This is a genomic window from Nocardia grenadensis (assembly GCF_050942415.1).
Taxonomy (GTDB): Bacteria; Actinomycetota; Actinomycetes; order Mycobacteriales; family Mycobacteriaceae; genus Nocardia; species Nocardia grenadensis.
In genome coordinates this window covers 6125361-6149338 of record NZ_CP192054.1, presented here as the reverse complement: position 1 = coordinate 6149338, position 23978 = coordinate 6125361, and the positions used below count along the sequence as shown (strand labels likewise).

At 68.3% G+C, this 23978-nt stretch carries 25 protein-coding genes, 1 tRNA gene and 1 pseudogene; 16 read left to right on the top strand and 11 right to left on the bottom strand.

All coding sequences use genetic code 11. The annotated features are described in order from the left end of the window. Positions 1–476: 476 nt before the first annotated feature. Positions 477–2312, bottom strand: coding sequence for an acyl-CoA dehydrogenase (locus ACQPYS_RS28140; RefSeq protein WP_063040859.1), 1836 nt, complete (start codon positions 2310–2312; stop codon positions 477–479). Between the two features lie 318 nt (positions 2313–2630). Between ACQPYS_RS28140 and ACQPYS_RS28135 the strand changes: the two genes are divergently transcribed. Continuing rightward, positions 2631–3230 (top strand): alpha/beta hydrolase family protein, encoded by a 600-nt coding sequence (locus ACQPYS_RS28135; RefSeq protein WP_063040857.1) that lies wholly within the window; start codon positions 2631–2633, stop codon positions 3228–3230. Between the two features lie 12 nt (positions 3231–3242). Here the strand turns inward: ACQPYS_RS28135 and ACQPYS_RS28130 are convergent, their stop codons facing one another. Genes ACQPYS_RS28130 through ACQPYS_RS28120 form a run of 3 tightly spaced genes read right to left on the bottom strand, consistent with a single transcriptional unit; the run spans position 3243 to position 5138 of the window. Continuing rightward, positions 3243–3908, bottom strand: a complete 666-nt coding sequence (locus ACQPYS_RS28130; protein WP_063040855.1) for a class I SAM-dependent methyltransferase — start codon at positions 3906–3908, stop codon at positions 3243–3245. Between the two features lie 40 nt (positions 3909–3948). Next, positions 3949–4218: a hypothetical protein gene (locus ACQPYS_RS28125; protein WP_433491275.1), complete on the bottom strand. Its 270-nt coding sequence runs from the start codon at positions 4216–4218 to the stop codon at positions 3949–3951. Further along, positions 4215–5138: a DUF4185 domain-containing protein gene (locus ACQPYS_RS28120; protein WP_433491274.1), complete on the bottom strand. Its 924-nt coding sequence runs from the start codon at positions 5136–5138 to the stop codon at positions 4215–4217. Before ACQPYS_RS28120 ends, ACQPYS_RS28125 begins: the two co-directional genes overlap by 4 nt. 55 nt (positions 5139–5193) lie before the next feature. On the opposite strand from ACQPYS_RS28120, the gene ACQPYS_RS28115 reads away from it, so the two are divergent. From ACQPYS_RS28115 to ACQPYS_RS28105, 3 genes are all read left to right on the top strand, one after another. Then, the gene (locus ACQPYS_RS28115) at positions 5194–5433 is read left to right on the top strand and encodes a hypothetical protein (RefSeq protein ID WP_245664756.1); all 240 of its coding nucleotides are present in this window, start codon (positions 5194–5196) and stop codon (positions 5431–5433) included. Between the two features lie 188 nt (positions 5434–5621). Then, positions 5622–7142 carry a thiolase C-terminal domain-containing protein gene (locus tag ACQPYS_RS28110; protein WP_433491273.1) on the top strand — a complete coding sequence of 507 codons (1521 nt, stop codon included), beginning with the start codon at positions 5622–5624 and terminating at the stop codon, positions 7140–7142. Next, entirely contained in the window at positions 7142–7906 is a 765-nt protein-coding gene (locus tag ACQPYS_RS28105) for a crotonase/enoyl-CoA hydratase family protein (protein WP_030524845.1), read from the top strand. The genes ACQPYS_RS28110 and ACQPYS_RS28105 overlap by 1 nt, the downstream gene beginning before the upstream one ends. Positions 7907–7984: 78 nt before the next feature. Here the strand turns inward: ACQPYS_RS28105 and ACQPYS_RS28100 are convergent, their stop codons facing one another. Next, entirely contained in the window at positions 7985–8782 is a 798-nt protein-coding gene (locus ACQPYS_RS28100; protein ID WP_063040841.1) for an alpha/beta fold hydrolase, read from the bottom strand. A 278-nt stretch (positions 8783–9060) separates the two neighbouring features. Here ACQPYS_RS28100 and ACQPYS_RS28095 point away from each other — a divergent pair, with 278 nt between their 5' ends. From ACQPYS_RS28095 to ACQPYS_RS28075, 5 genes are all read left to right on the top strand, one after another. After that, positions 9061–9396 carry a hypothetical protein gene (locus ACQPYS_RS28095; RefSeq protein ID WP_063040839.1) on the top strand — a complete coding sequence of 112 codons (336 nt, stop codon included), beginning with the start codon at positions 9061–9063 and terminating at the stop codon, positions 9394–9396. A gap of 71 nt (positions 9397–9467) precedes the next feature. Continuing rightward, the gene (locus ACQPYS_RS28090; RefSeq protein WP_433491272.1) at positions 9468–10043 is read left to right on the top strand and encodes a hypothetical protein; all 576 of its coding nucleotides are present in this window, start codon (positions 9468–9470) and stop codon (positions 10041–10043) included. A gap of 52 nt (positions 10044–10095) precedes the next feature. After that, positions 10096–10605, top strand: a complete 510-nt coding sequence (locus ACQPYS_RS28085; protein WP_433491271.1) for an NADPH-dependent FMN reductase — start codon at positions 10096–10098, stop codon at positions 10603–10605. A 10-nt stretch (positions 10606–10615) separates the two neighbouring features. Continuing rightward, positions 10616–11113, top strand: a complete 498-nt coding sequence (locus tag ACQPYS_RS28080; protein WP_063040833.1) for a flavin reductase family protein — start codon at positions 10616–10618, stop codon at positions 11111–11113. Between the two features lie 221 nt (positions 11114–11334). Then, on the top strand, positions 11335–12138 hold the full coding sequence (locus ACQPYS_RS28075; RefSeq protein WP_433491270.1) for an alpha/beta fold hydrolase: 804 nt from the start codon (positions 11335–11337) through the stop codon (positions 12136–12138). A gap of 65 nt (positions 12139–12203) precedes the next feature. On the opposite strand, the gene ACQPYS_RS28070 is transcribed toward ACQPYS_RS28075, so the two are convergent. After that, the gene (locus ACQPYS_RS28070; protein WP_433491269.1) at positions 12204–13019 is read right to left on the bottom strand and encodes a class I SAM-dependent methyltransferase; all 816 of its coding nucleotides are present in this window, start codon (positions 13017–13019) and stop codon (positions 12204–12206) included. Positions 13020–13104: 85 nt separating this feature from the next. Here ACQPYS_RS28070 and ACQPYS_RS28065 point away from each other — a divergent pair, with 85 nt between their 5' ends. Further along, the gene (locus tag ACQPYS_RS28065) at positions 13105–13587 is read left to right on the top strand and encodes a GbsR/MarR family transcriptional regulator (protein WP_431939275.1); all 483 of its coding nucleotides are present in this window, start codon (positions 13105–13107) and stop codon (positions 13585–13587) included. Between the two features lie 328 nt (positions 13588–13915). On the opposite strand, the gene ACQPYS_RS28060 is transcribed toward ACQPYS_RS28065, so the two are convergent. Both ACQPYS_RS28060 and ACQPYS_RS28055 read right to left on the bottom strand, forming a co-directional pair. Further along, positions 13916–13989: transfer RNA gene (locus tag ACQPYS_RS28060), tRNA-Gly, on the bottom strand. A gap of 89 nt (positions 13990–14078) precedes the next feature. Further along, a complete protein-coding gene (locus ACQPYS_RS28055) occupies positions 14079–14453 on the bottom strand; it encodes a VOC family protein (protein WP_431939274.1) in 375 nt (124 codons plus the stop codon). Between the two features lie 142 nt (positions 14454–14595). On the opposite strand from ACQPYS_RS28055, the gene dcd reads away from it, so the two are divergent. Together dcd and ACQPYS_RS28045 are read left to right on the top strand one after the other, a co-directional pair. Next, positions 14596–15171 (top strand): dCTP deaminase, encoded by a 576-nt coding sequence (gene dcd / locus ACQPYS_RS28050; RefSeq protein ID WP_063040823.1) that lies wholly within the window; start codon positions 14596–14598, stop codon positions 15169–15171. A gap of 10 nt (positions 15172–15181) precedes the next feature. Beyond that, positions 15182–15475 (top strand): hypothetical protein, encoded by a 294-nt coding sequence (locus ACQPYS_RS28045; RefSeq protein ID WP_433491268.1) that lies wholly within the window; start codon positions 15182–15184, stop codon positions 15473–15475. A gap of 10 nt (positions 15476–15485) precedes the next feature. Here the strand turns inward: ACQPYS_RS28045 and ACQPYS_RS28040 are convergent, their stop codons facing one another. Further along, complete coding sequence (locus tag ACQPYS_RS28040) at positions 15486–16055, bottom strand: TetR/AcrR family transcriptional regulator (RefSeq protein ID WP_433491267.1); 570 nt, start codon at positions 16053–16055, stop codon at positions 15486–15488. A gap of 93 nt (positions 16056–16148) precedes the next feature. Here ACQPYS_RS28040 and ACQPYS_RS28035 point away from each other — a divergent pair, with 93 nt between their 5' ends. Then, positions 16149–16649 carry a hypothetical protein gene (locus ACQPYS_RS28035; RefSeq protein WP_433491266.1) on the top strand — a complete coding sequence of 167 codons (501 nt, stop codon included), beginning with the start codon at positions 16149–16151 and terminating at the stop codon, positions 16647–16649. A gap of 108 nt (positions 16650–16757) precedes the next feature. Here ACQPYS_RS28035 and ACQPYS_RS28030 read toward each other — a convergent pair whose 3' ends face one another. Beyond that, positions 16758–17204: a hypothetical protein gene (locus tag ACQPYS_RS28030; RefSeq protein WP_063040815.1), complete on the bottom strand. Its 447-nt coding sequence runs from the start codon at positions 17202–17204 to the stop codon at positions 16758–16760. Between the two features lie 290 nt (positions 17205–17494). Between ACQPYS_RS28030 and ACQPYS_RS28025 the strand changes: the two genes are divergently transcribed. From ACQPYS_RS28025 to ACQPYS_RS28015, 3 genes and pseudogenes are all read left to right on the top strand, one after another. Further along, positions 17495–18817, top strand: coding sequence for a helix-turn-helix domain-containing protein (locus tag ACQPYS_RS28025; protein ID WP_433491265.1), 1323 nt, complete (start codon positions 17495–17497; stop codon positions 18815–18817). 163 nt (positions 18818–18980) lie between these two features. After that, the gene (locus tag ACQPYS_RS28020; RefSeq protein ID WP_063040806.1) at positions 18981–20234 is read left to right on the top strand and encodes a pyridoxal phosphate-dependent aminotransferase; all 1254 of its coding nucleotides are present in this window, start codon (positions 18981–18983) and stop codon (positions 20232–20234) included. A gap of 323 nt (positions 20235–20557) precedes the next feature. Next, positions 20558–21826, top strand: a pseudogene (locus tag ACQPYS_RS28015) (YibE/F family protein); the annotation flags it as partial. A gap of 402 nt (positions 21827–22228) precedes the next feature. On the opposite strand, the gene ACQPYS_RS28010 reads toward ACQPYS_RS28015, so the two are convergent. Continuing rightward, the gene (locus tag ACQPYS_RS28010) at positions 22229–23920 is read right to left on the bottom strand and encodes an Hsp70 family protein (protein WP_433491264.1); all 1692 of its coding nucleotides are present in this window, start codon (positions 23918–23920) and stop codon (positions 22229–22231) included. Between the last annotated feature and the right edge of the window lie 58 nt (positions 23921–23978).

Sequence of the window (23978 nt, the reverse complement as noted above, 5' to 3'; positions counted from 1 at the left end):
CTCCCGAAACAGAGCCGGACACAACAGAAACGAACCACACGAACCTCGGAACATCCACAGGCTGTGTGGGTTCCGGGCTCAGGTGAGCATACTCGTACTCGCCGTGCTGTTCCGCGAATCTCCGACGAACACTCGACCTCGGCAGCAGCCAACCCGCGAAGGCGGTACAGCAAAGACTGGGCAGCGGTGTCCCGCCGACGCCTTGACGCGCCAGGACCGTGAGAGCGGGCGCCGCCTCCATGAATGGACCGGATACGAGGCCGGCAGTGCGGCCGGGTCGGCATCGAATCTGGACATCGAATCCCGACGTAACCATATGCGTCGGGTTCTACGAGACACCTCGAAGGGTTGAGGCCGGTCTGTCCCTTGGCCGGAGATGCTCAACGGTCGGCCTTCCGGGGAAGGCCGACCGCTCGCGGCTCGAGGCCGAAACGGCGAGACCACGGGGTCTCGCCCCCGCGCCGCCGCCAGAGAACTCAGAACGCGGCTTCGTCGAGCTCCATGATGTCGTTGTCGAGGTTCGACAGGACAGTGCGGGTGGCGGTCAGTTCGGGCAGGATGTTGCGGGCGAAGAACTGTGCCACGGCGACCTTTCCCTGGTAGAAGTTCTTGTCCGCGCCTTCGGCGCCCGCGTCGAGAGCCGCGCCCGCGACCTCGGCGTGGCGCAGCAACTGCCAGCCGATGAGCAGGTCGCCCACCGAGAGCAGGAAGCGGACCGAGCCGAGGCCCACCTTGTACAGCTCTTCGGGCTGCTCCTGGGCACCCATCAGGTGTCCGGTGAGGGTGGCGGCCATGGCCTGCACATCCTCGAGCGCGGTCGCGAGCAGTTTCCGCTCACCCTTGAGGCGGCCGTTGCCCGCCTCGGCGTCGATGAACTTCTGGATCTGGCCGGCGACGTGCGCCAGGGCCACACCGCGATCGCGGGCGATCTTGCGGAAGAAGAAGTCCTGGGCCTGGATGGCGGTGGTGCCCTCGTACAGCGAGTCGATCTTGGCGTCGCGGATGTACTGCTCGATCGGATAGTCCTGCAGGAACCCGGAACCGCCCAGGGTCTGCAGGGATTCGGTCAGGTACTGGTAGGCGCGCTCGGAGCCGACGCCCTTGACGATCGGCAGCAGCAGGTCGTTGACGCGGGCGGCGGTGTCGGCGTCCGCGCCGGAGACAACGGCCGCGATATCGGCGTCCTGGTGGGCGGCGGTGTAGAGATACACCGCACGCAGGCCCTCCGCGTAGGCCTTCTGGGTGGCCAGGCTGCGGCGCACATCCGGGTGGTGGGTGATGCTGACCCGCGGCGCGGTCTTATCACTCATCCGGGTCAGGTCGGCGCCCTGGACCCGCTCCTTGGCGTATTCCAGTGCGTTCAGGTAACCGGTCGACAGGGTCGCGATCGCCTTGGTGCCGACCATCATTCGCGCATGCTCGATGACCTCGAACATCTGCGCGATGCCCTGGTGGACCTCGCCGACGAGCCAGCCCTGGGCCGGGACGCCGTGGCCGCCGAAGGTGACCTCGCAGGTGGCCGAGACCTTCAGGCCCATCTTGTGCTCGACATTGGTGACGAAGACACCGTTGCGCTCGCCCAGTTCACCGGTCTCGTGGTCGAAGTGGAACTTCGGTACGAAGAACAGCGACAGACCCTTGGTGCCCGGGCCGGCGCCCTCTGGGCGGGCGAGCACCAGGTGCATGATGTTCGGGAACAGGTCGTCGGAATCGGCCGAGGTGATGAAGCGCTTCACGCCCTCGATATGCCAGGAGCCGTCTTCCTGCTGGACCGCCTTGGTGCGGCCGGCGCCCACATCGGAGCCGGCGTCGGGCTCGGTGAGCACCATGGTGGCGCCCCAGCCCTGCTCGACGGCGATCTTGGCCCATTTCTTCTGCTCTTCGGTGGCGTTGTTGTAGAAGATATTGGCGAAGCCGGGGCCGGCGGCATACATGAAGGCCGCGGGCTGGGCGCCGAGCACCAGTTCGGCGATGGCCCAGTAGGCGGCGCGGGGGAAGTCGATACCGCCGAGCTCGGGGTCGACGGAGTAGGAGTCCCAGCCGCCTTCCTGCAGGGTGCGGTAGCTCTTCTTGAAGGATTCGGGGAGGGAGACGGTGTGGGTTTCCGGGTCGAAGACCGGCGGGTTACGGTCGGCGTCTGCGAAGGATTCGCCCAGCGGTCCCTCGGCCAGGCGACGGACCTCGTTCAGCATCTCCTTGACGGTGTCGGTGTCGAGATCGCCGTAGGCTCCGGACTCCAGGATGCTGCCCAGGCCGAGTACCTCGAAGAGGTTGAACTCCAGGTCGCGGACGTTGCTCTTGTAATGACCCATTGTGATGCTCACTCTCCGTTGAGTCGGGTGCGGTCGGTATTCATACCGTTCCCGCCCGTCGGTTGCCGCCGGGTAGCTGACGTATAACGGCAGGCTACTCGCGGGTAACTTATTGATTATATTACCGGCGAGTAAGGCTGTCGGCAACGGAGTCGCGCCGCATTGTGATGCGCGGAACAGGCGCAACCCCCTCACCAGCGGTTTCGGTCCGATATCGGGCGCCGTCGCGCTGGGCTCGCGAGCATAACCTCCTGGTCGGCGTACCTCCACCCGCGTGCGGTGTGCGGCTCGCGGCGGGCCGGCCCGTTAGGGTTGGGCGTGCGGATCGAAACGGATTCAGGGCCCGCGGAGGCGGAGATCGATTATCCGGACGCTCCCGCGTTTCTGCTGGTCTTCACCCACGGGGCGGGCGGCGGGGTGGACTCCGCGGATATCACCACAGTGCGCGATACCGCGCTGGCCGCGGGTGGAGTGGTGGCCCGGGTGCTCCAGCCGTACCGGGTGGCCGGACGCCGCGCACCCGGCAAACCCGAGCCCCAGGACCGGGCCTGGGTGGAACTGATCACCGCTCTGCGCGCACAGCTCGGCCCGGATCTGCCGCTGGTACAGGGCGGGCGCAGCAATGGAGCCCGAGTGGCGTGCCGGACCGCGGTCGAGGTCGGCGCGCGCGGGGTGGTCGCCCTCTCGTTTCCGCTGCATCCGCCCGGAAAGCCGGAGAAATCCCGCCGCGACGAACTACTGGCCGCCGGCGCCGCGGAGGTGGTGGTGATCAACGGCGGGAGCGACCCGTTCGGCATCCCCGATGCCGCCGATGCCGCCGAGGTGCGGGTGATCCCGGGCCAGCCGCATTCCTTCCGGAAGGGTTTCGACACCATCGCCGAAACCCTCGTGCCTTGGTTCCGGCAGTGGAGTTCCTGACCAGGGCCACTGCTACTGCTCCGGCATGGGTTTGCGCGCCACGACCAGGGCATCGATCGCGTCTCCGCCCTCGGTCGGGCGCAGCACCTCCCGGGCCGTATCGATATCCAGTCCGGAATCGGCACCCAGATCCGCCACGACGTCCTCCGGCGTGAACAGGATCGCCGGATCCTGGGGGCCGCCGTACCCCCGTGCCGGATTCTCGCTGTGGTGACCGAGCACCAGCAGCATTCCCCCGGGGGCGAGCGCGGCGGCGGCCTGCCGGAGCAGCCGCCGCCGTTCGGGAGCCGGGAGGTGCAGGAACACCAGCAGGATCAACTCCCACGGGCCGCCGAGGTCGAGCGCGGGATCGGTGAGGTCGGTGCACTGCCAGGTGATCCGTTCCCGGATCGACCGGGTGAGCCGGGTCGCCACGGTTCGGCCCTTGTCGATGCCGACCTGGGAGAAGTCGATGCCGTGCACCCGCCAGCCGTGCGTGGCCAGCCACAGTGCGTTCCGGCCCTCGCCGCAGGCCAGGTCGAGTGCGCGGGGCAGATCCGGTATCTCCCCGTCGGGGCCGGGCAGGCGGGGGACGCGCCGGTCCAGACCGTGCACGAACTCCACCACCGTGTTGTTCGGGGGTGCGCCCCACACCAGGTCGCTCTGTACATAGCGCGCATCCCATTCGGCCGCCTTCATACCGTCAAGTGTATGGAGGTGGCCGGGAATCGCCGATCGCTCAGGCCGTACCGGTTTCGGGCAGCCACCGCACCGGGGTGGTTTCGCGGATAGGGATCAGCGCGTCGAAGGCGGCGCGCAGCGTTTCCACCCGGAAGCGGGCTTCCTCGTCGCGAGCCGGGTCGTAACGCCGCTGATCGCCGGCGAGCGCCCGGTGGGGATCGCCCGCCCCTGGGCGGAGGTAGGCGTCGAGCCGCGCACCGGACCGCGCGGTGTCCTGGACGGCCAGTGTCCGTCGAGCTCTTCGCCGGAATCGAACCGGGACTCTCACAGCTGTGTGCGCATCAGAACCACGTTGTACTGATTGTGCACAGTGGTGAGAAAGTAGAGATCGTCTCCGGTCTGGTACGGGAAAATCGACGGCGCATAGGCCGTCGGCAATTCACGAGTATCGATCAATACCCGCGGTTCGCTCCAGGGGCCGGCCGGTGACGACGCGGTTCGCATCACCACTGAGTTGAAGGGATCGGTGGTGAGGGAGACGAATTGCCCGAGGTAGTCGTTCCACATCACCGACAGTTCCCCCACGCCGTGCATGATGGGTTGTGCCGCATTCACATCGCGTTTCCAGGTGCGGCCGTCCCAGTATTCGTAGGCGGCCAGGTCTTGGAAATCCGGTTCCCGGACCCGGGAGATATAGGCGGCATTGTCGCGACCCGACGGGGTGCCGTAGACGTAGACGAAACCGCCCTCCTTCACGAAGGCGTTCATCTGGAAATTGCGGTTCGCGCCCTCGCTGGGGCGGCGGGTGAAGGCGAGATCGGCCCAGGTTTCCCCGTTGTCCGCCGAAGCGGCCAGCCCGGAGTAATTGGTGGTCCATTCACCAGGGGTGTCCCATGTTTTCACCGACATCAGGCTCATGTATTGCACGCCGCCGATCGAGATACCGGCGGTCGGAATGCGGCTGATCTCCAGAAGTGGGATCTTCGGGCTGGGAATCAGGTCCCTGGCCTGGCCGAACACATCCTTGACCACGCTGTCGAAGTAGATCCCCTGCCGTGGATCCTGGGTATGACTGCGCACGAGAACATTACTGCGCCAAGCCCACATACTGCCCGCGAGAAGATTGGGGAAACCGACCCCGGCGGTATCGCCGAAAGCGGTCAGCATTTCGCCCTGTCCGTTATCCCACATAATGCCCAGGTCGGTACCGAGCATGTTGTAGCTGTGGGTTCCGTTCGGGCTCGCCATACCGGTCACCTGGAAAACGGCCCGAGTGGCTCCGTGCAACTGCGGAAGCCCGTTGGTGCCGTTCAAGACGGGGATCGGATTGATGGCGTTGGGATTCGCCGTGGCCGGTGCGGTGACTGCGATCAGTGCAGCCGATGCGCCCGCCAGCACAGAAATGAGTATCGAGCGGGTTCTCTTCAAGTCCGTCGGACCTCCGGGTCATGTCAAAGACGCCGCCGCATATGTGCGGCGCCTCGATGGATACACGGAACATTTCGACTGGCTGGCAGAACCCGGTCATGCTATCAGTGCATAGCACCTGATCAGACGCATTGTCGGTGGTTCAGTGCCGGTGTCATTCCGGGCCACGGCGATGGCGTTGTCCGGTCTTCGCCCAGAGGGTCCAGGGACTACGGCCCCCGGGCGACATAGATCACTCCATGGTCTAATCGGAAGTTAACCGCCGATTTCAGCGGGAGACTTCAGCGAGGAAGCGGAGGACATATGCTGCCGGCCGGAATGGACCCGCGCACACCGGTGCTCGTCGGCGTCGGACAGGTTGTGCACCGATCCGGTGAACCGGGCCTACCCGGACCAGTCGAGCTGGCGGCCGAATCGCTGCGCCGGGCCGGTGCGGACAGTGGGACCGGGGACGCGCTGCTGCGTTCGGCGGATGTGATCGCCTCGGTGGCCCCGGTGAGCCGCCAGTACGCCGACCTGGGCGTGCTCGTCGCCGCCGACCTGGGCGCCGCGCCGAAACGGACAGTGCAATCGGCCCCCTACGGCGGAGACGCCCCGCAACGGCTGCTCAACCTGCTGGCCCGCGAGATCGCCGAGGGCCGGTCCGATATCGCGTTGCTCTGCGGGGCGGAATCGGTCGCCTCGTGGAATGTGGCGAAGCGGTCCGGGACCGATCCGGGCTGGCCGGAGCAGGACGAGAACGCCCGGCCCGACCAGATCGTCGGCTCCGACGACGCCCCCAACACCGAGATGGAGCTCGCGGCCGGATTGTGGGGTCCGATCTATGTGTACGCGCTGATGGAATCCGCCATGCGCAATCGGCTCGGCCTCGACGAACAGGCCCATCTGGCCCGGATCGGCGGGCTGTGGTCGCGGTTCTCCGCCGTGGCGGCGCGCAACCCCTACGCGTGGCTGCCCCACGAACGTAGTGTGAGCGAACTGGTCACCCCCGGACCCGACAACCGGATGGTCTCCACCCCGTACCCGAAGCTGCTGATGGCGAACCTGACAGTCGACCAGGGTGCGGCGCTGATCCTGTGCAGCGCCGCGGCGGCGGACGCTGCCGGGGTGCCGCGGGACCTGTGGGTCTTCCCGCATGGTGGCGCCATCGCTACCGATACCTGGTTCCTTTCCGAACGCACGGATATGGCCGCGTCCCCGGCCATCGCCGCGGCCGGCCGGGCCGCGCTGGGCGGGGCGGGGATCGGCATCGACGATATCGCCCATATCGACCTGTACTCATGCTTCCCGGTGGCCGTACAGGTCGGCGCGGCGGCGCTGGGTCTGTGCATCGATGATCCGGCGCGACCCCTGACCGTGACCGGCGGCCTGACCTTCGGCGGCGGCCCCGGCAACAACTACAGCACCCACGGCATCGCCACCATGGCCGAGATCCTGCGGCGCAACCCCGGCGACTACGGACTGACCACCGCGCTCGGCTGGTACATCACCAAACACGGAGTGGGGGTCTACTCGGCGAAACCCCCCGCCGAACTGTTCCGCCCGGTGGAGGCCGAGGTGCCGGTCGCCCGGCGGGAGACCGCACCCGGCTACACCGGTCCGGCGGTGATCGAGGCATACACGGTTCCGTACCGCAAGGGCAGCGCGGGCGACGAACCCGAAGCCGCTGTGGTGAGTGCGCTGAACCCCGCCGGTGCCCGCATACTTGTCCGGGCGACGGACAGCGAGACCATCGCGGCGGTCACCGCGGGCGACCGCTTGGGCGCCGCCATCGAGATCACCGCCGCCGACCGTTTCATTCTGCGTAGCGAGAGGACCGCCTGATGACCGAGACCGTGCTCCTGGACCGGTGCGATGCGATAACCGTGCTCACGGTGAACCGGCCCGCGGCGCGTAACGCCATCGATCTGGCCACCGCGAAGGCGATCGAGGCGGCACTCGACGAGTTCGAGGCCGACGATTCGGCCCGGGTCCTCGTATTGACCGGCGCCGAAGGGACCTTCAGCGCCGGAATGGATCTCATCGCCATGACCCGCGGTGAGGTGCCGGTGACCGAGCGCCGCGGCCCGCTCGGGATCGCCTCCAAGCCACCGGCGAAACCGATGATCGCCGCGGTCGAGGGTTTCGCACTGGCCGGCGGTTTCGAACTGGCCCTCTCCGGCGACCTGATCGTCGCCGCCCGGGACGCGAAATTCGGTCTGCCCGAGGTGAAACGCGGTCTGGTGGCGGCGGCCGGCGGCGTCATGCGGCTGACCCAGCGGTTGCCGCGCAGTATCGCCGCCGAACTGGCGCTCACCGGCGGGCGGATCAGCGCCGAACGCCTCTACCAGCTGGGCCTGGTCAACCGGGTGACCGAACCGGGTGAGGCGCTGGAGGTCGCGCTGGAACTGGCCGGTGAGATCGCCGCCGCCGCCCCGCTGGCGGTGGCCGCCAGTAAGCGGATCATCGACGAGACCCCGGACTGGACCGCGGCGGAGGGCTTCGCCAAACAGGGTGAGATCGCGCTGCCCGCGCTGGTTTCCAAGGACGCGGCCGAAGGCGCGCTGGCTTTCGCGGAGAAACGCGATCCGGTCTGGCAGGGACGCTGAGGTTCGGCGCCGGGCCGCGGCGCCGTTCGGCCCCGGCCCGGTCGGCTATTCGGGTGCCGAGGATCCGACCGGGTACAGCTAGGCGGCGCCGTGCAGGGTGGGCAGCCAGTCCAACAGGACCCGGGCGCAGCCTTCGGGGTCGTCGTAGAAGGGGGTGTGGCCACTGCCCGCGAGTGTGATGTGCCGGGCTCCGGGCAGTACTTCGCGAGCCCGCTTACTCTGCGTGGCGTAGGTGAGCAGGATGTCGCGATTGCCCCAGGCGATCGTCACCGGCACCTCGGCGAGCGCGGCGGGGTCGTGCAGCCGGGCGTCGGTGAACGAGTCCAGCGCCGGGGAGAAACCCAGGGAGTCGATCGCGCCGCGTGCGGTGTCCAGCGCGACCCGGGCGCTGACGGCCCACGGTTTACCGAAGACCAGGCCGAGGAAGGCGGTCCGGCCGGCCGCGGTACCGAGTACCTTGGGCACGGCCGGGCCGAGAACGCGGCCGAGTTTCTTCGACCGGCCCAGCGCCTGCTGGCACCAGACCCGGCCGGCGGTGTCCCAGAAGAAGATCGGGGAGAAGGCGGTGACCGAGCGGGCCAGACCGCGGGCGCCCAGGTTCAGCGCGATGCCGCCACCCATCGAGTTACCCGCCAGATGAGGTCGCTCGATGCCCTGTTCGGCCAGGAATTCGGCGAGGGCGTCGGTGAGTGTGTCCACGGTGGTACGCGGGAGCGGGGCGGAACCGCCGAAACCGGGGAGGTCCACCGCGATCACCTCGTAGTGGGCGGCCAGGGCGCCGATGACCGGTTCCCAGACCTGCCATCTGCTGCCGACGCCGTGGACCAGCACCAGCGGTTCACCGCGGCCTTCGCGATGGTGCTCGAGGATCGTCATATTCGCCGCTCTCCGGTCGGGACGCGATTCCGGGTCCCAGACTAACAGCAGGCGCCAGCCCTCAGTTGGCTCCGCGCGGGCGCGTGAGAGCCGGGGGACCCGGCCCGGTTCAGGCCGCGAAGAGGGTCGGCGGCTGTGAATCACAGCCGAATTCCGGCCCCGGGTTGCACGCCGTATGTAGGTGCGACTACACACATGCGTGGACGTCGGTGGGTGGCCGCGGGTGCTGTTCCCCGGCCGACACGGCGTCCGTGCGATACATCTGAGAGAGGAACCCGGTGCGGAAGACCCTGATTGCCGCGACGTTCGTCATTCTGCCGCTGTTCGCGGCGGCCTGCGGTAGCGATACCGACTCCGCGCCGGCGCTGACCGAAGCGGACCTGTCCAAATCCCTGCAGGAAAAGGGACTCCAGGATCCCGCCTTCGCCGACTGCGCCGCGAAACTCTACATCGGCGAAGGCATTTCGCAGGACGGCCTGCGGACCATGGTCGGCGACGAATTCGATACCCGGATGGCGGACCCGGAGACCCTGGGCATGAGCGAGGAAGACGCCGACAAGGCCCGGGCGGCGACCAACAAGATCGTCACCGAATGCCTCGGTAAGACGCAGTAGTAGTCGTGCGGAAATGATTCTCGCTGAGCGCAATACTGCTCTCGGGAATCACCTCCCAGCAGCATGCCTGCATGACACCACAGAATCCGCCCTTCGCCGCGGCCAGTACGGCCGCGGTGATAGGCGCCGACCCGGTGGGCGTGACCGTCGCGCTGGGGTTGCTCGACGCGGGATTCGACGTCGCCCTCTACAGCGATCGTGACCAGAACGCGTTGCGCAGTCGAACCCGGCCGGGCGTTCGGGCTGTCGCGGTGGCCCCGCCGCCTACGGGGCCGGCCGGGAGCGGTCGGCGCCCGGACCGCCCGCGGCCGACCGGGCGTATCGCCTTCGACGGGTATGTCGGCGTCATGGTCGACAGTTCGCTCGAGACCTCGGGCCGGATCGCCTCCTTCGTCGAGCGTGGCGGCGCCTTCCTGGTGGAATCGGTGACGCCGGAATCACTGGGCGCGATCGCCGCGTCCACCGATCTCACCCTGGTCGCCGCCGGTCGCGGCCGCCTGGCCGGATACTTCCCGGCCGCCGGGGTCCGGCCCGTTCACCGCGGCTCGCCCCGGTCGCTGCGCGGGTTGTATGTGCTCACCCGGACCCCCGGTTCCGATCGCATCGAGCCGAACCCTCCCGCCGCGGGCCCACGGATGGTGCACTGAGAAGTGCAGCACCAGTCGAGTCCGGCCCGCGCCGGAGACAGGAGGCTCCGGCGTGTCCGTGGCAGTTGTGGTCGGTAACCCGAAACCGGCATCCCGAACTCTCTCCGCGGCCGTCGGCCTCGCCACGGCGCTGCGGCCGGATACCGAGCCTGCGGTCATCGATCTGGTCGAGTTCGGGCCCGGTCTGCTGAGCTGGGGAGACCCCGCGGTCGCGGCGGCTGCCCGCACCGTCGCCGCCGCCGAACTGGTCGTCTTCGCCAGCCCCACGTTCAAGGCCACCTATACCGGCCTGCTGAAGCTCTTCCTGGAACAGTTCGACGGCGGTACCGGCCTGGCCGGAGTACTGGCCGTCCCCCTGATGCTGGGTGCCGGTCCCGCGCACGCGCTCGCTCCCGATCTGCTGCTCAAACCGGTCCTGGTGGAACTGGGCGCCACCACCGCCCTGCCCGGGTTGTATCTCGCCGACCGGACTTTCGCCGAGGACGGCGTACTGGACGCCTATGCCGAGCGGTGGCGCCCGGCGGCGCAGGCGCTGTCGGCCACGGTGACCCATTCGAAGTAAAGGGCTGATCATGAACGATGTCTTCGAAACCCCCGCCGACGGCACCGGCCTGCGGCGTGCCTTCGCCAACTTCCCGAGCGGGGTCGTCGCGGTCTGCGCCGAGGTCGACGGGAAACCGGTCGGCCTGGCGGTGAGCACTTTCGTCCCGGTCTCCCTGGATCCGCCGCTGGTGTCGTTCTGTATCCAGAACAGTTCGTCGACCTGGCCCAAGCTGGTCGATGCCGGCTATCTCGGCCTGAGTCTGCTCGGCACCGATCAACAGGAGGCCGCGCGCTCGCTCAGCTCGCGGACCGGCGACCGTTTCCGCGATCTGGAGCTGCACGAGGGCACCGGCGAAGCGGTGTTCATCCAGGGCGCTTCGGTATGGATCGAGGGGTCGCCCGAAGCGCACGTCCCGGCCGGTGACCACACCGTGGTGATCCTGCGGATCAACCGGCTGGCCATCCACCCCGACCGGGAGCCCCTCGTATTCCACGGTTCGCGGTTCCGCCTCCTGCACGCCAGCTGACCGGCACGGCCGCGGGGCATCGCCCAGGATGGCGCCGGTCGGGTTCGTGCGGTGTGGGAGTCGATCACCTGCCGACGCCGTCGAGTCACGCGGGTGCGCCGTGGAGTGCTACTGCGCCGGTGCGGGCCGCCACGGACGGCATGCCGGACAACCGGGGAGAAGTCGGCGAAACCGGCGGCAATTCACTGGAGGAGTGCGCCCGGCTTTGCGAGAGTAGCGGCATGGCACAGTTCACCAGCGCGCCGCCGGCGTCTTTCGATTCCTTCGACGGAACACGCATCTATTACCGGCGGATGGGCGCCGGCTCCCCGGTGATCATGATCCACGGGTCCGGCGGGGGACTGCACTCGTGGCAGCCGGTGGCCGAGTATCTGGCGGACCGGTTCGAGCTGTGGCTGCCGGCCCGCCGCGGCTATGCGCCCAGCGGGCCCGGCCATGCCCCCAAACACTACGCCGACGAGCTGAGTGATCTCGGGGTGATCATCGATATGATCGGCCGGCCCGCGCATCTGGTGGGTATGTCCTACGGCGCCACGGTCGCCCTGCACGCCGCGGCGGCCGGACTCCCGATCCGTTCGCTGGCGCTGTGGGAGCCACCGCTGTACGCGGCGGGCGCGGAGCTGGCGCCGGTGCTGACCCGGTTCGAAGAACTCACCGCGCAGGGCGAACGGGGCCGGGCGGTCCGGCTGCTGGCGGAGAAGGTGTCCCGCGTTCCGGCGGCGCTGCTGGCAGCGGCCGGAGATATCGAACCGGACGAGAACGAACCCGACGACTCCTACGGCTGGAGCCGTGATCTCGAGTCGATGATCGCCGATACGACCTATCTCGAACGCTGGTCGAGCGTGACCACCCCGACGCTGCTGATGCGCGGTGCCGATACCTGGCAGCCGATGCCGGAGACCGTCGAGCGGCTGGCGACCGGAATGCCGCACGCGCGGCTCGAGACGTTTCCCGGGCAGACCCATTTCGCGCCGTCGACGAGCCCCGAAACCGTGGCGAGGGCGCTCGCGGAGTTCCTGTACTAGCCCGGCCCTCGCGGGTGTCGAAGCCTTGGCGGAATAAGGCACGACTCCGAGAACGAGTGCGCTGTTCAGAATCGGAACCGCACGATGCGGGTGGACCGTTTTATACCCGGCAGCAGGGCCAGGAGGCGGAATATGCGGCGCGCGTTCGCGAGCGCCTTCACCATCAGCACCGGTGAGTCGTTCATCGGCGCCTCATCGATGTATTCGAGCCGTGGGTGCCACTCGGCCAGGGCGGCGGGATCGTCGAAGCCGCAGCGGAACCGGGTGTCGTATTTGCGCAGCGTGGGGTCCCACCGCGAGATGCGCCGCGCCCAAGCCGCCACCGTGTCGACCTGGATCTGCCCGGTGGGGAAAGCGTCGACTACGCCGGTCAGCAGGCGCCGGGCGTCGGTTTCGGTCAGGTAGGGCACCAGTCCCTCCGCTATCACCAGCACCGGTCGGCCGCGGGGGATGCGGTCCAGCCAGGTCGAGTCGGTGACGTCGGATTCGATCAGGGTGTAGTGGTCGCGCGGCGGCAAGAACTGTTTCCGCACCTCGATCATGGCCGGGTAATCCAGGTCGTACCAATCGACGGTGGCGGGCGGGTCGATCCGGTACACCCGGGCGTCGAGGCCGCAGCCCAGGTGGAGCACCACCGCGTCGGGGTGATCGGCGAGAAAGCCTCTGGCCCAGTCGTCGTGGATCGTGGCGCGTACCACGGCCACGAGGCCCAGTTGGCTGGTGCCGAATCTGCCGCTGTCGTAGGCGGGGTCGAGGCGGCGCATCACCCGCTCGGCGTACTCGTCACCGAAAATCGGGTTCGGCAGCCGGTTGTCCAGCGCTTTGGCCGCGAGCACGGGGCGCGCGGTCTGCTGCACTCCGACGAGTCCGCTGTCTTCCACGCTCGTCTACAATACTCATGTTTCACGAATTTCATGAAACATCAGACAAGAGGGCTGCGAAAGCCACGACGAGGAGACTGCTTCAGTGACGCGAGCGGACGAGATCGCTATCGCCGGCTTCCAGGAACGGTTCGCGCAGATCATGGTCGAATCCGGTATGCCGCGGATGGCCGCGCGCGTATTCGCCGCACTGCTGGTCACCGACTCCGGCAAGCTGTCGGCCGCCGAACTCGCCGGGCGGCTGGGCGTCGGCGCGCCGGCCATCTCGGGGGCGGTCAAATACCTGGTCCAGGTGCGGCTCGTCGAACGCGGCCGCGAACCCGGTAGCCGGCGTGACTTCTGCCGAATCCACGAGCACACCTGGAGCCACTACATCAGCCGATCCGACCCGGTCCTGGCTCAGGTGCAGCTCGGCGCCGCCGAGGGCGCCGAGCTCCTGGATCCCGCTTCCCCCGCCGGGCAGCGACTGGCCGAGACCCGCCGGTTCTTCGAATTCCTGCGCGCGGAGATCGAACAGTCGATGGCCAAGTGGCGGCGGCTTCAGGCCGACGAACGGGAGCCCGGCTGACATAGGTGGCCGCGGCCGTCGGCGAGATCATGCGGCGGCTTCCGGAGCCGGGCCCCGCCGGTGCTCCGCAGTGCCGCGCGAACTCGGGGTGGGCAGTCCGCGCGCCAAGCCGGTGGTGCCGGCGACACCACGCCCACCCGCTCCCGGGGCGTAACCGAGCGCCGAACCCGCAATAGATCTGGTAGGCACGACTTTCGGCAGCGCGCCGGGCGGGTTGCAGCGATTGCCGCGTCCACTCGGCCGATGTCTTCGCAAAGTGGCACGCGAAGGTTCGGGACCGGCAGCGCAAAGGAAAGTCCGTACGCGCGGTGATCAACCGCAATGAGGATGGAGCCGGTGACGGGAATCGAACCCGCGCCATCTGCTTGGGAAGCAGAGATTCTGCCATTGAACTACACCGGCATGCGCCCATAGGCGCGAAGGGCAGCTTAGCAGAGGGCAGGCCGGAGCTCTAAATCTTTCGGTTCACGCTCCGGCCGCCCACGCCCGGGTCAACGTTCGGACCAGACGCCGAGTTGGTTGCCGCTGGGGTCGGTGAAGTGGAAGCGGCGGCCGCCGGGGAAGTCGAAGGGGCCTTCGGTGACCGTGCCGCCGGACGCTCCGACATTCCGGAGGGTGGTGTCGAGGTCGCCGGAGTACAGCAGGACCAGGGGGCCGCCGCCGGTGGGGGCCTCGTCGGTGGAGGCCAGCCCGCCCGCTTCCCCTTCGGAGCCGTCGAAGCGGCGGATACCGGCGTAGGCGGGACCGTAGTCGTTGAACTCCCAGCCGAAGGCCGATCGGTAGAAGGTTTTGGCGGCGTCGAGGTCGGTGACGGCGAGTTCGATGTAGTCGATGCCGTGATGGGTGTGGGGGCTCGTCTCGGCCATGGGAGTACCTCCTGATCGGCGGCTGTCTGTGCGTGCGGATGGGTCTCGCCCATCGGGTGGAGTATGCCCGAGGGTGCTGACAGGAAACGGGACCGCGCGGACCGGGGGCCTCGCCTCGCGGGGCGGTCGCTACGCTCGTGGCGTGCTGCTTTCCGATCGTGACATCCGGGCGGAGTTCGCCGCCGGACGGCTTGGGCTCGAACCGTTCGAGGACACCCTCGTCCAGCCGTCGAGTATTGATGTGCGGCTGGACCGGATGTTCCGGGTCTTCAACAACACTCGCTACACCCATATCGACCCGGCCCAGCGCCAGGACGAGCTGACGAGCCTGGTGGAGCCCGCCGAGGGCGAGCCGTTCGTGTTGCATCCGGGTGAGTTCGTGCTCGGGTCCACCCTGGAGGTGTGCACCCTGCCCGACGATCTGGCCGGGCGGTTGGAGGGTAAGTCGAGTCTGGGGCGGCTGGGGCTGCTCACGCATTCGACCGCCGGGTTCATCGACCCCGGCTTCAGCGGGCACATCACCCTGGAACTGTCGAATGTGGCGAATCTGCCGATCACCTTGTGGCCGGGTATGAAGATCGGGCAGCTGTGCCTGTTCCGGTTGACCAGTCCGGCCGAGAACCCGTACGGCAGCGCGGGCGCCGGATCGAAGTACCAGGGGCAGCGCGGGCCGACTCCGTCGCGGGCGTACCTGAATTTCCCGGCGCCGAGCCGGTGACCGCGCTCCGGTGGTGAACTCGGTGTGGCCGACCGGCTGGTGCAACCCGGCCTGGTCGCCGGCCTTCGTCACGAATGCCGAGCGCGCGATGGTGGTGCTGCCGGACGGCGCCGGCGATCCCGGCGAGCACGCGGTGGACCCGCGAGTCGCGGGCCGTAGCGAGGGGTTCCTGCTCGCCAACGTTCGGTACGACGAGTACCCGGGCTCGGATACGGTGCCGATCGCCGATGTGGTCGAGGTCGTGCGGCACATTGTCGCCACGGGGTCGTGGCCGGCGGGTGCGCGCTGGGTGGCTGATCGCTGAGCGGAGGCCGCTACGGGTCGTCCGTGGCACGCGGACCGAGCACCAGATCGGCGGTCCGGGCCAGCACTGCCGCGCGGTCGGTGCCATCGAGCGGGTCGGCGGCCAGGAAGTGCATACCGATCCGCGCGCAGAAGGCGAGCAGGCTGCGGGCCTCGACTTCCACGGGATCGGTGAAGTAGGTGCCGATCATTTCGCGCAGTAACGCCATGCGCTGGTTGTCCACCCGGCGCAGGCGGGTCGCGACCTCGTCGTCGCGCCGGGCCCAGTCGCGCACGGCGAGGTCGATGGGCAGCAGTTCGGGGGAGAGGGTCAGTGCCCCGGCCCGCTGGATCTTGGCCCGGGCATCGCCGCCTTCGCGCGTGACACTTTCCAGGACGTCGTCGATGCTGCGTCGCTCCCAGGTGTCCAGCATCGCCTCGAGTAGTGCGTTGCGGTCGGCGAAGTAGCCGTAGAAGCCGCCCTTGGTCACGCCGAGTGATTTCGCGAGCGCTTCGACGCGGACGGCGTCGGGGCCGCCGCGCGCCAGAGCGCGAAGCCCCTCGTCGATCCAGCCGATACTGGTCGTCCGTACCGCGCCCATATGTCTCCCTCGCCATCCGAGATCTATACGCCACCGTATATTCGCGCTACCGTGTTATATACGCCAGCGTATAACAGGAAGTGGGTATCGAAGATGACCGAGAATTCCGAGCTCCGCCCGGCCACCGGGCCGGTCGCCCGCCGGCAGCACCGGATCAGCACATCGATCCGGGCACACAGCGGTATGGCGGACTACGACTACGCCGACCAGTTCACGATCGACACATTGCCCGGCACGGTCGCGGCACCGGAGGAATGGGCGCGCACGGTGCTCGGCGAAGTGGCCGGTGCGCGCGGCCAGTTCGTCTGGCGGGTCGTACTGGGTCTGCGGCTGCGGCGCCGGTCGGCGGCCGGACAGGTGGCCGGCTGGCCGATCGTCGAACGCGGTGCCACCTGGATCACACTGGGAGCCCGGTCGTGGCTGATCAACGGCCGTCTGGTGGTCGAGCTCACCGACGGCACCGCTGCGGTGGCCACCTTCGTCCACTACGAATGCCGGATGGGGGAGCGGGTCTGGGCCTCCGTCTCCCCGGGGCATCGGCGTTTCGTGCCGTTATTGCTGACCGAAGCGTCACGGATCCTGTCCGCCTGGTAGGAAGCGGCGCTGCAGATCACCCCGGGTGGCGTATCGAACGGACACAGCATGGCGTCCGGGCGGGCTACGTCCGGCGGACCCGGCCGCCGGACGTAGCCCCATCCCCGGTCATTCCGCGGCGCCACCGGCGAGCAACGCGGCGTTGATCACCGTGGACAGCGGGGGCAGCAGGCCGTCGCGTTCCGGCGCCACGACCCAGTTGCACCCCTCGCGGTTCCACCGGCCCAGCCCGGTGGGCAGCATGACGGCGCTACCCACCCCCGGGATATCGATATCGATGCGCTGCAACATCTCGACCACTTCCGGATCCGTCCGGCGATCCGGGTAGGCCAGGAAGGTCCAGCGAATCTGGCGGGCGAGCATCGGAACTCGGATCTCCCGCGAATCCAGCAGGTCGCGTACGGCTTTCGCGCGTTCGGTCGGTAGGTGGACGACGCAGGCCCGGCTGGTGATCGGCAACATCACGAAACCGCCGCGTTCGGTGGCCGGTAACCCGAATTCGTGGCGATAGTAAGCGGCCCAGTCGTCGACTGTTCTGAGCTTTTCCACGTTCACGGTGAACCCCTTGCCTCCTGCTGCCGAGCCTCCCTGGCGTGCCGAGCCACGGCCTGAGCCGGTCTCGCCGACCTGTCCTTCCAGGATCGCGCCCGCACCGGCGCGTCGGAACCGCCTACACGCTCCCGTTCCACTGCCCTTGCGCTGCCATTGCCGGTAATGGCGAAATTCCTTGTGGTTGCAGTCACATTCGGCTCGTACCCTGGAGAAGGCAATCGTTCGGAAAGGGTGACAACGTGGTCGGCCAGTGGTCTGGAAGGGAGGCCCGGGCGCTTCGCGAGGCCAAGCGGATGAGTATCCGGGAGTTCGCGGCACATCTGGGTGTGCACGAACGACTGGTGTCCAAATGGGAGGCCGGGGGCGACCGGGTGCATCCGCGTCCGGTGAACCAGGCTGCCCTCGATACCTGTCTCGCCCGTTCCGACGACGTCGAACGGACCCGGTTCGCGGCGTTGACCGTCCCCGAACCCGTTCCCGGTTCGCTCCCGGACGCCGGCCGGTGCGCCGCGTCCAGCGGATATTCCAATGACGCCGAACTCCTGGCCCTCATCGATACCGGTGCGGCCCGCGGGGAAGGACTGGCGGCGATTTCGGAGAGGGATCTGATCATGGCGGCAGCGCACGAGGCGAGCGAACACGCGGGCCGGGCCGAGAGTACGAATATCGGTCCGAGCACGCTGGACCAGCTCGACGCCGATGTGACGCGGATCGCGAACGACTACGTGCACACCCCGCCGATGCCGATGATGGTCGAGATGTTGCGGGTGCGACGCCGGGTGTACCGGCTGCTGGAGGGCCATCAGCGGCCCTCGGATACCGGCCACCTATATCTGTTGGCGGGCTCGCTGTCGGGGTTGCTCGCCAACGCGAGTACCGATCTCGGCTATCTCGATGCCGCCGGGGAACAGATCCGGGCCGCCTGGGCGTACGCGGAGCTGTGCGGCCACAACGGGTTACGGGCCTGGTCGCGGGGGATGCACGCGCTGATCGAATACTGGTCCGAACGGCCGCACCGGGCGCTACAGCTGGCACAGCACGGCCAGGAGTTCGCGGATTCGGCCACCGCCGCGGTGCGCCTGCACAATATCGAGGCGCGGATCTGGTCGAAGATCGGAAGTACCGCCGATACCGAGCGGTGCATCCGTGCCGCCGCCGACGCGAGTGCCGGGCCCGGGGCCGACAGCCTGCACGACGAAGTGGGTGGGGTGTTCGGTTTCTCCGACGCCAAAGCCGGCTATTACGCGGGCGCGACCTATATCCATCTCGGCCTGGCCGAACCCGCGCTGGCGGCCACCGAACGCACGATCGAGCTCTACCGGACCGGCCCGGCGCGGCAGCGTTCCTACGGTGCCGAATCCCTGGCCCGCGTCGATTCGGCCGCCGCCCATCTGATCAACGGCAGCCTCGACGGCGCCACGGCGGCCCTGCTGCCGGTCCTGGCCCTCGACGAGGACAAGCGGATCGCCCAGTTGGAGGAACGCCTGACGGGCCTGCGGCGGCGGATCTGCGCTCCGGCTTTCCGTGGGGTCGCCGAGGCGCGGGCGCTCGATGAGCGGATCGAAGAATTCTGCGACTCGACCGCGGCGCGCAGCCTGCCTCCGGGCGGCGGATAGCCGCGGCGACCGGGTGTGCTCGAGCGGGCGCGGGAGCGGCGGAATCACCGCCAGTTTTCCGCCCCGGCGCAGGCCGGCGGTCCGGAGCGGATGGTCCGTGCGGCGGTAACAGGCCGGCGCCGGGGCGGGGCGGGCCGGATATCCGCTTGCCCCTGGTGGCACCATGGACCGGGTGAGTACTGGCCATTCGCACCCCGCGCCCCGGATTCTGGAGCAGTCCAAGAAGCTGCAGAATGTCGTATACGAGATCCGGGGACCGGTACACGCGCACGCGGCACGGCTGGAATCCGAGGGCCACCGGATCCTGAAACTCAATATCGGCAATCCTGCGCCCTTCGGCTTCGAAGCCCCCGATGTGATCATGCGGGATATGATCGCCGCCCTGCCGACCGCGCAGGGCTACTCGGAGTCCAAGGGCATACTGCCCGCTCGCCGGGCGATCGTGACCCGCTACGAGCTGGTCCCCGGTTTCCCGGAACTCGATGTCGACGATGTCTATCTCGGCAACGGGGTCTCCGAGCTGATCACCATCACCATGCAGGCACTGCTGGACAACGGGGACGAGGTGCTGATCCCGGCCCCCGACTATCCGCTCTGGACGGCGATGACCAGCCTGGCCGGCGGCACCCCGGTGCACTATCTCTGTGACGAGGCCAGTGGCTGGCAGCCCGATATCGCCGATATCGAATCGAAGATCACCGAACGTACCAAGGCGCTGCTGGTGATCAACCCCAACAATCCGACCGGTGCGGTGTACTCGGCGGAGGTGTTGCAGCAGCTCGTCGATCTGGCGCGCAAGCATCGGCTGCTGCTGCTGGCGGACGAGATCTACGACAAGATCCTCTACGACGATGCCAAGCACATCTCGCTCGCGACGCTGGCGCCCGATCTGCTGTGCCTCACCTTCAACGGTCTGTCCAAGGCCTACCGGGTAGCCGGTTATCGATCCGGCTGGCTGGCCATCACCGGGCCCAAGGAGCACGCCGCCGGGTTCCTGGAGGGGGTGGATCTGCTCGCGTCGTCGCGGCTGTGCCCGAATGTGCCCGCGCAGCATGCCATTCAGGTCGCGCTCGGGGGGTATCAGAGCATCGAGGATCTGATCCTGCCGGGCGGGCGGTTGCTGGAGCAGCGTGATGTGGCCTGGGAGCGGTTGAACGCGATTCCCGGCGTGTCGTGCGTGAAACCCAAAGGCGCGCTGTATGCGTTCCCTAGGCTGGACCCCGAGGTACACGAGATCCACGACGACGAGAAGCTGGTGCAGGATCTGCTGCTGCAGGAGAAGATCCTGATGGTTCAGGGCACCGGTTTCAACTGGCCGCATCATGATCATCTGCGGATCGTGACCTTGCCGTGGGCTCGCGATCTGGCCGTTGCCATAGAGCGTTTCGGCAATTTCCTCGCGAACTATCGACAGTAGCGCGGCGGGTAACTTCGGGGTAAAACCGACCTTCCATCCGGATTAAACCCAATTTTCCGAACCTACTGGCACAAAAGAGGATTCTGTGTGTACAGTGGTCCTCGGCACCTCAAAGTGCCCGGCCAGGTTGTCTACCCCCCCTGGGCAACCTGGTCCTCGGGTTAGGCCGCCTACCCCCCTGGGCCGCCTGCCCGCGGGCGGCGGAGACATCCCCCTGCTCTCCGCCGCCCCTTCCCGAGGTCCTCGGAAATATAGCGAAATCGCAGCGTAAGCCGCATCTGCCGGTCACGAGAGCCCTCGGTGAATCCTCTAGGCTGACCGGGGTGAGCGACCACCATCACCATCACGACCACTCCCGGCCGATCGCCATCGGCGCGACCGCTGCCCGCGTCGTGATCGGTTTGCTGGTCGCCGTCGGAATCGTTGTCGTCGTCGCCACGATCGCCCTGTGGCCCGACCGCCAACAGGTCGAGATCCCGCTGCCCTTGCAGAACGCCGACGGAACCGCGGTGGTCACCGAGGCCGGGAAGGTGATCCGGCAGGATATCGGCGCCTGTGGCAGTCCGTCCATCGGCCGGGTCTTCGAGGGTGAACCCCAGCCGCCCACCATGCGGGTCTACGACTGCCAGCGCAGTCTGATCGCCATCGAATCCGGTCCGCACGAGGGTAAGCACACTCTGCTCGAAATCGCGCCCGGCCCCGGACAACCCGATCTCGCCGCCGGGGACGACCTGCGGATCGTGCGGCAGACCGGGCCGGACGGGACACCGCTGTATTCGTTCGACGATTACGCGCGCGGTATGCCACTGAGCTTGATCGTGCTGGCCTTCGTCGTGGTGATCGTGGTGGTCGCCCGCTGGCGTGGGGTCCGGGCGCTGCTCGGCCTGATATTCGCGTTCGCGGTGCTGGTGTTCTTCCTGCTGCCCGCGCTGCTGGACGGAAAGCCCGCGATACCGGTGGCGCTGGTCGCCGGATCCCTGATCCTGTACGCGGTCCTGTATCTGGCGCACGGCGTGAATCTGCGCACCAGTTCCGCGCTGCTGGGCACCCTCACCTCCATGGTGGTGGCGGCGGTGCTGTCCTGGCTGACCATCGAGGCGACCACGCTCACCGGCCTGTCCGAGGAGCAGAACACCAATGTCGCGACCTATATCGAGCATGTCAGCATCACCGGCCTGCTGCTGGCCGGATTCATCATCGGTTCGCTCGGTGTGCTCAACGATGTGACCATCACCCAGGCGTCCGCGGCGTTCGAACTCGCGGAACTGGACAAGAAGGCCAGCCGCCGCGAAGTGTTCGCCGCGGCCATGCGGGTGGGCCGTGACCATATCGCCAGTACCGTGTACACCCTGGTACTGGCCTATGCCGGTGGGGCCCTGCCGCTGCTGCTGCTGTTCAGCGTGGCGGGGCGGCCGATCCGGGATGTGCTGGTGGGCGACGCGGTGGCCATCGAGATCGCGCGATCGGCGGTCGGCGGTATCTGCCTGGCGCTGTCGGTCCCCCTGACGACCGGTATCGCGGTCATGCTGGCCAAGCCGTTCGGCAACAAATCCTCCGGCGGCCCGGTCGCCCCGGCCCGGCGGACCGCGGGGGCCCGGCGCTCGGATACCGGAACGCACCGTAAGGTCGCCCGCCCGGGTGATACCGAGGGCGGCGCGCCGCGCAAGCGGTCCGGCCGTGGTTATCAGCCGTGGCCGACGACCGGGGAACAGCCTCGGGCACCGCGCGGTTCCGGTGACCAGCGTCCCGGTCCGCGAACCGGTGAGACACCGGTCGTGCGGGGCGGGCAGTACGGGCCGCCGCAGTCCGCGCAGCGGTATCCCGCCCGGCCGGAACCGCGGAACCGGCAATCCGGACCTCCGCGTTCGGACAATCAGTGGCCGAACAGCGGTGAGCAACGCGAGATTCGCCGCTGGCGTCCGGGCCGGCCCGGACCGGGCTACGGCGAGGGCTGACCTGTCGGCGCGGCCGCGCGGATACGCCGGCTCGGGCGGTCAGCGGTTCGGCGGCGGCGGTGGGAACAGCGGCGGAATGGTCGGGACGACGATCGGCGGCAGACCCGGCACCTGGAAGGTGTTCGGGCCGTTGGTGGTCGTGGGCGTCTCGGTCTCCCGGGGCACCACCACCGGAGGTGGCTCGGCCAGCGATGCGTGCTCCGGCGCGGTGGTCAGCGATGCTCCCGCCATACCAGGGCGAGCCGTGGGTGAGGTCGCCGAGGTCGCCGGTGGCGGGGTCGTACCTTCGACGGTGGTCGATTCCTGGCGGAACATGTGCTGGCCGTAACCGAGGCCGATACCGATCGCGGCCACCACCACCAGCGCGCTCACGGCCACCGCGGCGACGCCGAGTTCACGGCGCCGGCGCTGCGGAGGTTCCCGGAACGACCGCCGGGGCAGTAGTTTCTGCGGAATCCGCAGCGCGATGGTCGGCGGATCCTCCTCGGGTGTCAGTTGCGGACCCGGGGACGCGACCGGGCGGGCCACCACGGTCTGCGGTGCGGCCGCGGTCCCGCTCGCGTACTTCTCGGCGTCGGGGCGCTCGGCGGCGGCAATGGTATGCACGACGGAATCGGCCGGCAGGTCGACCGCGGTACCGGCGGGCGGGCCGAAGATTCCGGGTTGTGGCATGGGCATATTCGGGCGCGAAACGGCCGGGGCGACAACGGTCGCTTTCGTGACCGTGTGCTCCGGTGCCGCCGGAGGGCTTTCTAGTCCGGCGCCGAAGATGCCGACCTGTGGTGCGGGCGGGGTATCGGTGGCCTGCGCCGCGACGGTCGCGAGTGGTGGCGTCGAACTGTCCGAGCGCGGCGGGGTAACGGCCGGACGCGATTCCGGCGTCCGCTGCGCCAGCAGGGCGGCACCGCGCGCCATCGCCGCCTCCGGCTCCGGCGGCACCAGCACCGGCATCTCCAGGATTTCCCGGAGCGTGCGGCTCACCAGTGGGATACGGACACCGCCGCCCACCGCGAGCACAGCCTGCACCGGGCGGCCCGAACGGCCGATGATCTCCCGGGTGGAGTGAACCGAGGCCTCGACGGCCCGGGCGATGAGAGCGGTGAAATTCTCCTGGGTGAGCAGCACCGGACCGTAATCGCTGGGTAGCGCCACCGCGGAGGTGCCCGAAAGCTTTTCCTTCGCCGAGCGGCACAGCGCATCCAGCCGCGCCAGACCGTCCGGGGCGGGCGGATGGGCGATCCGGCCGGAGTTGATCTGCTGCTCCCGGATCAGCGAATCGAAATATTCGCCGCTGATATCGCCGGTGCGTTCGGTATGCACGATCTGCCCGTCGGCGACCTCCACGACGGTGACCGACAGACCGGATGCGCCCAGATCGTAGACACCGAGTGTGCCGACTCCGGCCAGTGCGCCGGAGGCGTTGGCGAATTCGAGCGTGGCCTCGAAATCGGGCACGATGTCGTAGTCGTCGAGCCCGTGTTCGGCCATTGCCACGTGCATGGCCTCGGCCTGCGACTCGTCGCGGCAAGCCAGAACGGTCCGGGCGATTCCGGGGTCGGAATTCAATGCGGCGGCCACCGAGAGCGCGGCCCGCTCGGCGCTCGGGGTCTCGGGCGGGACGACGAAGGTCCGCAGCTCGAACGACTGTGGATCGGACGTCGCGGCACCCGCAGGTGGGCGCGCCAGGCGGATCGCGCCGGTTCCCACCGACACTCCCAGTGCTGAACTCATCGGCAGCCCATCCGTACTTCCCGCTTCACGATCTGCGAGCGTCGCCCGGTCGATGGTG